The organism is Serratia sp. K1WW1 (assembly GCF_055790865.1).
Window position 1 is genome coordinate 3,881,411 of the sequence record NZ_CM147697.1, and the last position, 12,537, is coordinate 3,893,947.

The following is a 12,537-nucleotide window of genomic DNA, read 5'->3' on the forward strand; positions in this document are numbered from 1 at the left end:
TACGGAGTTACATTCAGGTACAGGCGTTAATCTGTGGCACTGCGCAGGGGCCTTGCCTGTGAGGTCAAACACGAGTGTTTATTTGTAGCACGGTAAGTCCCCTCTCTCTTTGGGCGAGGGAGCTGTACGGAGTTACATTCAGGTACAGGCGTTAATCTGTGGCACTGCGCAGGGGCGTTGCCTGTGAGGTCAAACACGAGTGTTTATTTGTAGCACGGTAAGTCCCCTCTCCCTTTGGGAGAGGGTTAGGGTGAGGGGCATATTGGCCGAGGATCAGCCGAAAATACCGCCAAACCACTGGGTCAGCTTCATCATCACAAAGTCCCACATGCGGCTAAAGAAGTTCCCTTCTTTCACTTCCTGCATCACCACCAGCGGGTGCTGTTCGATAGTTTTGCCATCCAACTGGAAATCGATGGTGCCCACCACCTGATTTTTCGCCAGCGGCGCTTCCAGCGTCGGTTGGTTAAGCTTGTAGCTGGCCTTCAGGTTTTTCATCTGCCCTTTAGGAATCGTGACGGCGGCATCCTTCGCCACGCCCAGCGGCACCTCGCCCACGTCGCCAAACCACACTTTCTGCGTCACAAAGGCTTTATCGGCCTTGATCGGCGTTGCGGTTTCATAGAAACGGAAGCCCCAGGTCAGCAACTTCTCGCTTTCGCTAAAGCGCACACGGTCACTCGGAGCCCCTAGCACCACCGAAATCAGGCGCATTGGGCCATCGGTTGCCGAGGCGACCAGGTTATGCCCGGCCCCGCCGGTGTAACCGGTTTTGATACCATCCACGTTCAGGTTGGTACTCCACAGCAGGCGGTTACGGTTTATCTGGCGGATCTTGTTGAAGGTGAACTCTTTTTCTTTATGCAACGCGTACTCATCCGGCACGTCGCGGATCAGCGCCTGGCTCAGCAACGCCATATCGCGTGCGGTGCTGTACTGCCCTTCGGCATCCAGACCATGCACGGTCAGGAAGTGAGTATTTTGCAGGCCGAGGGACTTGCCGTAATTGTTCATCAAGCCAACGAACGAATCCTGGCTACCCGCCACGAAATCCGCCAAGGCGATGCTGGCGTCGTTACCTGACTGGATGACGATGCCTTTATTGAGTTCCGATACCGGCACCTGGTCGCCGGGTTTGATAAACATCAAAGAAGAACCACGCAGCACCGGGTTGCCGGTTGCCCAGGCATCTTTGCCTACGGTGACAAGGTCGTCCGGTTTGATTTTACCGGCTTTCATCGCCTGGCCAATCACGTAGCTGGACATGATTTTAGTCAGGCTCGCGGGATCCAGGCGTGTATCAGCATTGCCTTCTGCCAGGATCTTGCCGCTGTTGTAATCCATCAATACATAGGCTTTCGCATCGACCTGCGGTGCGGCCGGAGCCTCTGCTGCCTGTACGGCAGGCACAACCAACAACATGACACCTACACTGAGGGCCAATTTACCAAGAGGAGTAGAACGGTTATTTTTCATCATGACGTCGCCAGAGTGTCCATTCAAACCATTGAAATAGCGTTAACTTTCAAACATGTTCACGTTTTCAGCCAACCAGCGAGAGTGGCACGAGGCCGCGCTGCCAACCGCGAAATACCCAGCGGCTCCCATTTGGGCCAACGCGGCACCGAAAGTGCCCTCGTTGTGAGTTTATTAGATTGCTCTTATTTTTGCAGGGTTTAGGCTGATTTTTCTGCATTTTTACATAACTGTACGTTACCGCAGAGAAATTGGCTGCAAATCAGGCTAGCTGCCAAGTTATGCAAACTTTAAACAAACCGTCGCCGCACTGTCATCAAAGTTACTTATGCTCTGCGCATTTCACCGCGGCAACTGGCTAGCCGCCGCGCGTATCCGTTATCCTGTAGCCCGCAGCATTCCTTGCCGGAGAAATATTGATGGATTTAGCCCTGTTCGACCTGGATGAAACCCTGATTGATGATGACAGCGCCAGCCTGTGGGTTCGCTGGCTGGTGGCCGAAGGGTTCGCCCCGGCAGAGTTGGAACGCCAAGAGCAGTTGTTGATGCAATCCTATTATCAGGGCCAGCTGTCGATGGAAGATTATATGCAGGCAACGCTGGTTCCGCTGGCAGGCCTGAGTACCCAGACCGTCGCCGGTTGGGTGCAGCGCTATATTCGCCGGGATATCTTGCCCCGCGTCTACCCCGCGGCACGCGAACGCATGCAATGGCATCGCGAACGGGGCGACTGCATTCTGGTGATTTCAGCAACCGGTGAACACCTGGTTGCCCCCATCGCCGAGCAACTGGGGGCCGATGGCGCGTTGGCTATCGGTGTCGAAGTGGCAGAGGGCCGTTTTACCGGCAATACCTACGGCATCATGACCTATCAGCAGGGTAAGGTCATCCGCCTGCAACAGTGGCTGCAGCAACACCCTGAACTGCAATTTGCCCATAGCCATGGCTATAGCGACTCCATTAACGATAAAGCCATGCTGGAATACGTCGACAGCGCCACCGTGATTAACCCGAATAGCGATCTTAGTGCGCTGGCAGAACAGCATGGTTGGGAGGTCTGCCACTGGGAACGTTGATTTCAAGGTGACAAAAACGGCTTTGTAGCGTAGGTATGAGGGTAACTTTTATCCGTCGATGAGGAGGTGCTTTGTGCTGACCATTTGGGGCCGTGAAAATTCTAACAACGTCAAAAAAGTGCGCTGGTGTGCCGCAGAGTTAGGGCTGAATTACACCCATATCAACGCCGGTGGTGCCTACGGCAAGGTTAACGAAGAGCCTTACCGCTCGCTTAACCCCAACGGCCTGGTGCCGCTGTTGCAGGATGGGGATTTCGTGTTGTGGGAGTCCAATACCATCGTGCGTTATCTGGCGGCCAAGTTCGGCCAGACGCCATTCTACCCGCAGGATCTCCAGGCTCGTGCTGCAGCAGAGAAATGGATGGACTGGAACACCTCAACCATCACCGCCCCCTTCCGCAACGTGTTCTGGGGCATGGTTCGCACTCCGCCCGAAAAGCGTGATATGGCCCTGATCGAAGCTGGCATTGCTGAACTGGAGCAACACTTTGCGATCATCGAACGCACATTGGCTGAGCAGCCCTACCTCTCAGGCCAAGAGTTCGGCATCGGCGATATTCCTCTCGGCAGCTTTGTTTACGCCTGGTTTTCGATGCCGATCGAACGCCAACCCAGCCCGCATATGGAACGCTGGTATCAGCGGTTATGCGCACGCCCTGCTTACCAGCACGCGGTGATGATACCACTCACTTGATTACCAAGGTGCCCCAGATGGGGCGCTTCTTACAACGCACGGCTAGACGACGAAATCGTGCAGCGGATTATCCGGATGAACTCCAGAGAGGTCATCACCGCCGCCGATCTCAAACTAATCTGACTAGGCGCTAATCGCGCCCAACCCGCAGCAGTTTCCCATTACTGTCATCAGTCAGCAGATAAAGGTAACCATCCGGCCCGACGCGCACGTCGCGAATACGCTCATTGCGATCGCCCAATAGCCGCTCTTCTGCCACTATTTTTTCACCGTCCAGCGTCAAACGGATCAGATCCCGTTGTGCCAACGCGCCAATAAACAGAGAGTGCCGCCATTCGGGGGATCGCTGGCTGTCGTAAAAGGCCATTCCGCTGATCCCCGGGGAAACTTTCCAATAATGCAGCGGCTGTTCGGTCCCAGGCACAACCTGGCCCTTAGCCTCAGGGATAGCTAGCCCTGAATAATTAATCCCATAGGTCGCTATCGGCCAGCCATAGTTCTTGCCCGGCAGAGGAATATTGATTTCATCACCACCGCGTGGGCCATGCTCATGCTCCCAAATCACCCCACTCCAGGGGTTTAGCGCCAATCCTTGTGGATTGCGATGGCCATAAGACCAAATCTCCGGTCGCTTGCCTTGTTGACCAACAAACGGGTTATCGGCAGGTACCTTGCCCTCTGCCGTTAGCCGCACAATCTTGCCTTGCAGCTTGTCCGTTTCCTGTGCAGTCTCCCGCTGGTTGTTTTCACCCAGGGTAATAAACAGATAGCCCTGGCGATCAAAGGCGAGTTTAGAGCCAAAATGGTTGCCGGTAGACAACTTGGGCTGTTGGCGGAAAATCACACGAAAATCTTCCAGCTGTTTATTGTCTGCACTCAGGCGCCCATAGCCGACAGCGGTGCCGGCTTTATCGGCATCCCCCGCCTCTGCAAAGCTAAGGTAAACCCGGCGGCTAGTGACAAAATCCGGAGCCAGCACCACGTCTAGTAATCCTCCTTGCCCCTGCGCATAGACGTCTGGCACACCGGTAATCGGTGAGGAAAGCCCGGCAGACGGCTGCCATAACCGCAAACGACCAGGACGTTCCGTTATCAGGATACCGCTATCGTTCGGCAAGAAGGCCAGCGACCAAGGATGCTCAAGCCTGTCCTGTAATTCAGTCACTACCGGTGCCGCATGCAGCAGGCCATTGCCGAACAGCAACCAACCCGCAATCAAAAAAGGCCGCAACATGTCTTCTCCTTAAATTGGTAGAGTCCAATGAGTTTAGCCCAGACGGTAAAGTTCGTGCTTTAATTTAAATTTCAATATGTTGCATTTTTCCTTTGCTGTGCTTAAGTTAGTTGAACCATCCAGGAGGCACAATGAAGATCACCATAACAGACGCACTACAGCCAGAAGATACCGAAGAGATTCGCAATCATTTGAAGACTTTTAACCACCAATTTGTCGGCGATATCCTGAACAAAAACATCGGGGTTTTTGTCTTGGATGATCAGGGTAATAAACTCGCTGGGTTAACCGGCAGCACCGTAGGCAATTGGTTAAGCATCGATCTGTTATGGGTTTCTGAGACATTACGCGGCGAAGGGGTCGGCAGGAAGATAATCCAGACGGCTGAACAGCAGGCGATTGCCGCAGGTTGCCGCTACGCCCGGGTAGATACTTTCAGCTTCCAGGCTCGGCCATTCTACGAAAAACTGGGCTATCAGCTTCAGATGACGCTACACGATTATCCGGTAGAGCATGAACGCTATTTCTTCACCAAAACCCTCACAGACTGACAGGTAACCCGATGGAAACCCAAGCAATGGTAATCAACTGCGTGGCGTACAAGGCCGGTAAACGGCTGACCGACGTGACGATTGAAGATATCAGTGAAGTGGTCAAGGAGCCGGACACCTTTATCTGGCTGGGCTTGTGGCAACCGGAAGACGCGTTTATGCGCAAGATCCAGGAGGAGTTCGGCCTGCACGATCTGGCGATCGAAGACGCCCTTTGCGCCCACCAGCGGCCAAAAATAGAAACCTACGGCGACTCGCTGTTCATCGTGGTGAAAACCGCACAGTGGATGAAAGAAGAAGTCGAATACGGTGAGACCCACTTTTTCGTTGGTAAAAACTTCCTGATCAGCGTGCGCCACGGTGCTTCCTCCAGCTATGCCCCTATCCGCGCCAAGGCAGAGGAAAACCCCAAGCAACTGTGCCACGGGCCTGGCTTTGCGCTGTATTCGGTATTGGATTTTATCGTCGACAACTATCGCCATATCGTCGGCAAGTTCGAAACGATGATCGAAGACATCGAGTCCAACATGTTCAGGTCGGAGTTTGACGAAACCGCCATCGAAAACGTCTACAGCCTGCGCCGCCACCTGCTCGGCCTGCGCAATGCCGCCCTGCCGATGGATGAAATCTGCAACCAGCTGATCCATCTGCATGAGGATGTGATCCCCAAAGAGCTGCGAGCCTACGTTCGCGACGTGCAGGACCATACCCGGCAGGTCGCCAGCACGCTAGACGATATGCGCGAAATGCTGACCAACGCCATGCACGTCAATCTGGCATTGGTGACCGTCAAGCAAAACGAAGTGGTTAAGCGATTGGCAGGCTGGGGGGCGATCCTGGCCATTCCAACGGTGATCTTCAGCCTGTACGGCATGAACTTCGCCGATATGCCCGAATTGAAGTTCCCCTGGGCTTACCACACCACGCTGGGCGTCACCGTCGCCGGTTGCTTCTTCTTGTACCAAAAACTCAAGCGTTCCGGCTGGTTATAGCTCGCCCCCTCACCCTAACCCTCTCCCCAAGGAGAGGGAACTGATCGAGTTCGTTGACGGCTTGATGTAATACCGTACCTTCCGAAGCGGCACTGATTACCCACCGACTCCGGACTAGCTCCCTCGCCCTGTGGGAGAGGGTTGGGGTGAGGGGCGGGCAAACATAATCTATAATCATTGAGCCGTTTTGTTTAACCGCTCACATATAACGGTGTAATTTCCCGTTGCCCAAGTGTAAAATCCGCCCGTTTCTATTTTGGATTGAGCTATGTCACAAACTATGACCCCAAAAGCCCCCCGTGTCGGCTTTGTCTCACTAGGTTGCCCGAAAAACCTGGTTGATTCTGAACGGATCCTGACTGAACTGCGTAACGAAGGTTACCAGGTAGTGCCTCGCTATGATGATGCTGAGCTGGTGATCGTGAACACCTGCGGCTTTATCGACAGCGCCGTTCAAGAGTCACTGGAAGCAATCGGTGAAGCCTTGAACGAGAATGGCAAGGTGATTGTGACCGGCTGCCTTGGTGCCAAGGAAAACCAAATTCGTGAGGTGCACCCGAAGGTCCTGGAAATTACCGGGCCGCACAGCTACGAACAGGTTTTGTCCCACGTTCACCAATATGTGCCGAAACCGGAGCATAACCCCTTTACCAGCCTGACCCCGGCGCAGGGCGTGAAGCTGACGCCAAAACACTACGCCTACCTGAAGATTTCCGAAGGCTGTAACCATCGCTGCACCTTCTGCATCATCCCATCGATGCGTGGCGACTTGGACAGCCGCCCGATCGGTTCCGTGCTGGATGAAGCCAAACGCCTGGTGGAATCTGGGGTAAAAGAGCTGCTGGTGATCTCACAAGATACCTCGGCCTACGGCGTCGATGTCAAACACCGTACCGGTTTCTGGAACGGCCAGCCGGTAAAAACCAGCATGGTCAGCCTGTGTGAACAGCTTTCCAGCCTGGGTGCCTGGGTGCGTCTACACTACGTTTACCCTTACCCGCACGTGGACGACGTGATCCCGCTGATGGCAGAAGGCAAGATCCTGCCTTATCTGGATATTCCACTGCAGCACGCCAGCCCGAAAATCCTCAAGCTGATGAAACGCCCAGGCGCGGTTGAACGCACGCTGGAGCGCATCAAGCGCTGGCGCGAAATCTGCCCGGATCTGACGTTGCGCTCCACCTTTATCGTTGGCTTCCCAGGTGAAACCGAAGAAGACTTCCAGATGCTGCTCGACTTCCTGACCGAAGCCAAGCTGGATCGCGTTGGCTGCTTCAAGTTCAGCCCGGTAGAAGGTGCTGCCGCTAATGAACTGGCCGACCCGGTGCCAGAAGAAGTGAAGGAAGAACGCTTCCATCGCTTTATGCAGCTGCAGCAGCAAATCTCCGCCCAACGCTTGCAAGACAAGATTGGCCGCGAAGTGCTGGTGCTGATCGACGAAGTGGATGAGGAAGGTGCTATTGGCCGCAGCATGGCGGACGCACCGGAAATCGACGGCGCGGTTTACCTTAACGGTGAAGCCAATGTCAAAGTCGGCGACATCGTCAAAGTGAAGATTGAGAACGCCGACGAGTACGATCTCTGGGGTTCCAAGGTCTGATTTCGACCACCGTGGAAAACAATAAAGGGGTTAGCAGTAATGCTAACCCCTTTATTTATTGGTGAACTACCCGCTAGTTACTTTTCGTCTGGCAGAGCATAAGCAATGACATAGTCACCCCGCTCTGCGGCCTGACGAGCACCACCCGCGCTGATGATAATGTATTGCTTACCGTTCTTCGGCGAGACAAAGGTCATTGGGCCGGACTGGCTGCCCACAGGCAGACGCTCTTTCCAGATCTCTTTCCCGGTTGCCGTATCGAAGGCACGCAGGTAGAAATCCTGAGTACCAGCAAAGAACAGCAGGCCGGATTGAGTAGACAGGCTAGCACCCAGCGTTGGCATGCCAACTTCCATCGGCATACGCATTTTGATGCCCAGCGGCCCCGTATCCTGCACCGTACCTACCGGAACCTGCCACACCAGCTTGCCAGACTTCAGGTCTACCGCTGACATGGTGCCAAACGGTGGCTTCTGGCATGGAATGCCCAGTGGGGAGAGGAAACGTTCACGGATCGCACCGAACGGCGTACCGTCCATCGGAACCAGACCCATTTCGATGCCGCTGGCGCCGGTCGGCACCTTGCTGCGTGGCACCATCGAGTTGGCCAGCCCCAAACGCATGTCGTTAACAAACATGATGGCATTGTTCGGATCCACCGAAACGCTGCCCCAGTTCATCCCGCCCAACGAGCCAGGATATTGTAGAGCACGGTCGATACCCGGCGGTGTATAGACGCCCTGGTGACGCATCCCTTTGAACTCGATACGGCACAGCAGTTGATCGAGCGGCGTTGCGCCCCACATGTCTGACTCGGTCAGCGTCTGGTTGCCAATATTCGGCATTCCCACCGAGAACGGCTGGGTCTTGGAGTAACGTTCGCCAGGCACATTGCCCTGCGGCACCTCACGCTCTTCCACTTTCGCCACCGGCTGACCGTTCTCACGGTTGAGCATAAAGATCATGCCCTGCTTACTGGTTTGTACCAGCACGGGTGTCGTGCCACCCTTGCCATCTGGCAGATCGTACAGTAACGGCTGGGAAGGCAGGTCAAAGTCCCACAGGTCATGGTGCGTGGTTTGGAAATGCCAACGCACTTTGCCGCTGGTGGCATCAACAGCCACAATGGAAGAACTGTATTTATCATCCAGTTCGGTACGCTCGCCGCCGAAGAAGTCAGGGGTGGCGTTACCGGTCGGTAGATAGATCAAATTCAGTTTGGCATCGTAGGACATGGCGGACCACACGTTCGGCGTACCGCGCGTATAGGTTTCACCCGCTGGTGGCAGCTTGGTAATGGCCGGATTACCCGGATCCCATGCCCAGGCAAGTTCACCAGTATGCACATCATAAGCACGCACCACACCAGGAGGTTCGCCGGTAGAGAAGTTGTCCGCCACGCGGCCACCGACGACCACCAGGTTACCCGCCACCAATGGGGTTGAGGTTTGCTGGTAATAACCCGGTTTAACTTCGCCCATGCCCCCTTTCAGATCGACAGTGCCGTTATCACCAAAGTCGGCGCAAGGTTTGCCGGTATCGGCATCAATGGCAATCAAGCGCGCATCGATGGTTGGCAGGAACAGACGGCGTTCGCACATGGCCGGGGCCGTAGCGCTAGCGGCAACCACTGGCGATGAGGCCGGCTGAGCCGCATTGTCGTAATAACCCAGGCCACGGCAACGCTGCCAGTTAGGTGCTGAGGCTTTAGGATCGAAGGACCACAGCTGTTTGCCAGTATCGGCCTCCAACGACAGCACTTTGCCGTAAGCGGTACAGACATACAGGGTATTACCGATCTGCAGCGGAGTATTCTGGTCTTCTGCACCGGAACCGTTGCTTTGTGGAATATCGCCGGTATGGGCAATCCACGCCACCTTCAGCTTGCTGACGTTAGACTTGTTGATCTGATCCAGCGCGGCAAAACGGTCACCGTGGGTGGTATTCCCCCAATGTTCCCAGTTTTTCTGCTCACTACCGGCAGCCACCGGTTTAACCGGAATATCTTCCTTGGCCGCCACCAGTGGCGTAGGCACAAAGGTGTAACCAAATCCGGCCACCAGCGCAACCGCCAACAACCCAGCCAAAGAATAGCTGACGAAGCCACGAACCGGATGACCGGCACGTTTCTTCTTCAACCATGGATAAGCCAACGCGGCCAGGAAGGCCAGCACGCCGAACATAAACAAGCGTGAGAACAACGGCCAGAAATCCAGGCCAACGTCCCACAACGCCCAAATCAGGGTGAATACAAAGGCCAGCGCATACACCCATATACCCGCAGGTTTGAGCTTGATCACCAGTACCGCAGCGATCAGCATCACCACTCCCATCAGCCCAAAATAGAGGCTCCCTCCCAATGAAGCCAGGTAAACGCCGCCGATTGCCAGCGCGAGGCCGATGACGCCCATCAGCCCCCCCAGCAGCCACATCAAGTAATTCCCTATACTTCGTTTATTGCCTGTCTTTGCCATATTCACTTTCTCCCACCGCTAGCAACGCGCAAATATTGGCGTACTCACTGGTGTAATAAATAACCATCCCAAGATAACCACTCAACGGGGGTTAGGTTCCCCGCTGTACTACTGCTTACTACTCAAATGAATAAGCAACACTCATGCCCCCACCCCAGTTTCTGCCTGGAGCGGGTTCGAAATAGCGGCCATTGCCTTCGTTGACAATCACCGAGCCGACGTACTGGCGATCAAACAGATTGTCCACCCGGCCAAAAACGGTAAATTGCCAGTTCCCCACCGGGTAGCGATAACCGGTATTCAGCGCCGCCACGGTGTAGGACGGTGCCTGTTGTGAATTCTGATCGTTGGTCTGGATATCGCTCATGTAGCGCAGTTCAGCACCGGCGAACCAACCCTGCGGCGGCGACCAGGCCAGCGAGGCGTACCCCATATTGCGGGCAATCCCCGGCAGGCGGTTGCCCTTTGGCACCTGCTTTGCGGCAGAGCAGATGCTGTCGCCGCAGACATCATCGCGGTATGTGGCATCCAACAGCGTCCAGGCCATTTGCAGACGCCAGTCATAGCTGAACTGTTGATCCAGCGCTAACTCCACCCCATGGCGACGGGTTTGCCCCGCGTTCTTGTAGCTGGTGCGCCCGTTGCTGCTCTCATCGACGACAATTTCGTTTTTGGTATCGGTTTGGAACAGCGCCGCGCTGAACAGGCCGTTGCCGATACGGGTCTTGCTTCCCAGTTCAACGGTATCGCTGGTGGCAGGTTTTAGACCGAGATTGAGCCCCGCCACGCCACCTGGGCGATAAGAGAGTTCATTGATGGTAGGGGTTTCAAAACCACGCCCGGCGGAAGCGTACACATTCCAGGCCTTGGTCAACGCATAGTTGAGCGAGCCTACCGGCAGCCACTGGTGATAGCGGGCATCGCCACTGTCGTCACCATTACTGCCAGTAATATAGCGATCGTTGGAGTCGAAATTGACGGTGCTGAAGCGCACTCCGGCATCCAGCGTCAAACGGGAAGTCAGGTTCCAGGAAGTTTGCAGATAGGGATCCACATTCCACATCAGGTTGCGTTCATCCCGGCGTAGATTACCCTTGGTCCCCAATTCGTTAACGCCGTTGACTACTGTGAAATTCTCATAGCCTTTGCGCTGCTCGGTCATGGTTTCGTAGTCGAGCCCACCCGTCACGCTGAAGGGCAACGTGGCGATTTCACCGCGATGAGTCCAGCGAGTATCGATGCCCTGGTAATGACGCGCCAGAGAGATCACTCCGCCGGGATGTTGTTCACTTCGCTGCTGTACGGCTACAGGAATTGACTGATACTGCGTGGTTTCCCGCTCACCGGCGTAAGTCATGATGCTCAGATCGTCATTGGCGCTCATCTGGCGTTCATAGCGCAACCCGGCCTGGGTCTGCGAAATGGTTTTACGCGTGTTGTATTGATCTGCTCTTGGTGCCTGGCGCGGATTGTCGTGCCATTCGGCTTCGGTTAAACCACCGGGATCGTCGGCATTAATATCCACCGAGTTAAACAACAGCGTCAGCGTACTGACATCATCAATGCGCACACCCAAACGCGCGTTACCCAGGTTCTTGCGTGCCCCACTGTGGTCGCGGAACCCTTCGGTGGTAAAACGGGTCGCGGAGACGGCATAGTTCACGTCACCTGCGTGAGTGCCATCGCCGGTTGCACCGCTGGCTTTCATGCCGTAGCGCCAGGTGCCGTCACTGCCGCTATACATACCCGCTTCAACCTTGTCCGGCTGTTGGCCGGTTTCGGTCTCTACATTGATGACGCCGCCGGAAGCGTTGCCATACAGAGCGGAAAACGGCCCGCGCAGAACCTCAATCTTGTTCACTGAATTAAGATCGATATTCGACGTTTGCCCCTGACCATCCGGCATGGTGGCAGGAATACCATCCACATAAATACGTACGCCGCGTACGCCGTACATTGAGCGCGAGCCAAACCCACGGATTGACAGTTGCAAATCTTGCGCATAATTCTGGCGATTTTGAATTTGCAGCCCCGGCACGCTGCCCAGCCCTTCGGAGAGATTAATCTGCGGCCTGGCCTGACGAAGTTCATCGCCATTAAGCACACTAACCGCAGCTGGAGTACTCAATTCTGAAAGACCGCTGCGCTTGGCCGTAACCACCATGGAAGATGGGTCTACTGCCCGATCGCTGGCCTGTACGTTTACCGCCATACACAGAGCGCAAGGTAACAGCGCAGAAATGGCGATAGGTGAGATCGCTGTATTTTTTTTATTAATAAAATTCATGTAAAAACTGCCATTAGACGCTTGAGAGGATAGGTACCTTTTAGAAAAAACCGAGCGTATGTTAATACTTATCGCAACAATTTGAAAATAGCGGAGAGAAACTCAAACTTCCGTTAACTCGAATTTTACACAAATGATAAATATAGATGATGT

At 54.7% G+C, this 12,537-nt stretch carries 9 protein-coding genes; 5 read left to right on the forward strand and 4 right to left on the reverse strand.

The window, feature by feature from the left end; genetic code table 11:
- Positions 1–273: 273 nt before the first annotated feature.
- Entirely contained in the window at positions 274–1,479 is a 1,206-nt protein-coding gene (locus ACX9GU_RS17570; protein WP_473192370.1) for a serine hydrolase, read from the reverse strand.
- A 416-nt stretch (positions 1,480–1,895) separates the two neighbouring features.
- Between ACX9GU_RS17570 and ACX9GU_RS17575 the strand changes: the two genes are divergently transcribed.
- Entirely contained in the window at positions 1,896–2,552 is a 657-nt protein-coding gene (locus ACX9GU_RS17575) for an HAD family hydrolase (RefSeq protein WP_473192371.1), read from the forward strand.
- Between the two features lie 73 nt (positions 2,553–2,625).
- Complete coding sequence (locus ACX9GU_RS17580; protein WP_071680789.1) at positions 2,626–3,246, forward strand: glutathione S-transferase family protein; 621 nt, start codon at positions 2,626–2,628, stop codon at positions 3,244–3,246.
- Positions 3,247–3,376: 130 nt separating this feature from the next.
- Here ACX9GU_RS17580 and ACX9GU_RS17585 read toward each other — a convergent pair whose 3' ends face one another.
- Entirely contained in the window at positions 3,377–4,480 is a 1,104-nt protein-coding gene (locus tag ACX9GU_RS17585; RefSeq protein WP_473192372.1) for a PQQ-dependent sugar dehydrogenase, read from the reverse strand.
- 131 nt (positions 4,481–4,611) lie between these two features.
- On the opposite strand from ACX9GU_RS17585, the gene ACX9GU_RS17590 reads away from it, so the two are divergent.
- The 3 genes from ACX9GU_RS17590 to rimO all read left to right on the forward strand — a co-directional run bounded on the left by ACX9GU_RS17590 (position 4,612) and on the right by rimO (position 7,623).
- Positions 4,612–5,031, forward strand: a complete 420-nt coding sequence (locus ACX9GU_RS17590; RefSeq protein WP_473192373.1) for a GNAT family N-acetyltransferase — start codon at positions 4,612–4,614, stop codon at positions 5,029–5,031.
- An 11-nt stretch (positions 5,032–5,042) separates the two neighbouring features.
- Positions 5,043–6,023 carry a magnesium and cobalt transport protein CorA gene (locus ACX9GU_RS17595; protein WP_021179961.1) on the forward strand — a complete coding sequence of 327 codons (981 nt, stop codon included), beginning with the start codon at positions 5,043–5,045 and terminating at the stop codon, positions 6,021–6,023.
- Between the two features lie 268 nt (positions 6,024–6,291).
- Complete coding sequence (gene rimO / locus ACX9GU_RS17600) at positions 6,292–7,623, forward strand: 30S ribosomal protein S12 methylthiotransferase RimO (RefSeq protein WP_021179962.1); 1,332 nt, start codon at positions 6,292–6,294, stop codon at positions 7,621–7,623.
- Between the two features lie 77 nt (positions 7,624–7,700).
- On the opposite strand, the gene ACX9GU_RS17605 is transcribed toward rimO, so the two are convergent.
- Together ACX9GU_RS17605 and pqqU are read right to left on the reverse strand one after the other, a co-directional pair.
- A complete protein-coding gene (locus tag ACX9GU_RS17605; RefSeq protein WP_473192374.1) occupies positions 7,701–10,097 on the reverse strand; it encodes a glucose/quinate/shikimate family membrane-bound PQQ-dependent dehydrogenase in 2,397 nt (798 codons plus the stop codon).
- A 118-nt stretch (positions 10,098–10,215) separates the two neighbouring features.
- On the reverse strand, positions 10,216–12,309 hold the full coding sequence (pqqU, locus tag ACX9GU_RS17610) for a TonB-dependent receptor PqqU (protein WP_473195210.1): 2,094 nt from the start codon (positions 12,307–12,309) through the stop codon (positions 10,216–10,218).
- Positions 12,310–12,537 lie beyond the last annotated feature (228 nt).

Bases quoted from the DNA above. Each gene is read 5' to 3' on its own strand.
- ACX9GU_RS17570 (WP_473192370.1), bottom strand. From the start codon at position 1,479: ATGATGAAAAATAACCGTTCTACTCCTCTTGGTAAATTGGCCCTCAGT.
- ACX9GU_RS17575 (WP_473192371.1), top strand. From the start codon at position 1,896: ATGGATTTAGCCCTGTTCGACCTGGATGAAACCCTGATTGATGATGAC.
- ACX9GU_RS17585 (WP_473192372.1), bottom strand. From the start codon at position 4,480: ATGTTGCGGCCTTTTTTGATTGCGGGTTGGTTGCTGTTCGGCAATGGC.
- ACX9GU_RS17590 (WP_473192373.1), top strand. From the start codon at position 4,612: ATGAAGATCACCATAACAGACGCACTACAGCCAGAAGATACCGAAGAG.
- ACX9GU_RS17595 (WP_021179961.1), top strand. From the start codon at position 5,043: ATGGAAACCCAAGCAATGGTAATCAACTGCGTGGCGTACAAGGCCGGT.
- rimO (WP_021179962.1), top strand. From the start codon at position 6,292: ATGTCACAAACTATGACCCCAAAAGCCCCCCGTGTCGGCTTTGTCTCA.
- ACX9GU_RS17605 (WP_473192374.1), bottom strand. From the start codon at position 10,097: ATGGCAAAGACAGGCAATAAACGAAGTATAGGGAATTACTTGATGTGG.
- pqqU (WP_473195210.1), bottom strand. From the start codon at position 12,309: ATGGCGGTAAACGTACAGGCCAGCGATCGGGCAGTAGACCCATCTTCC.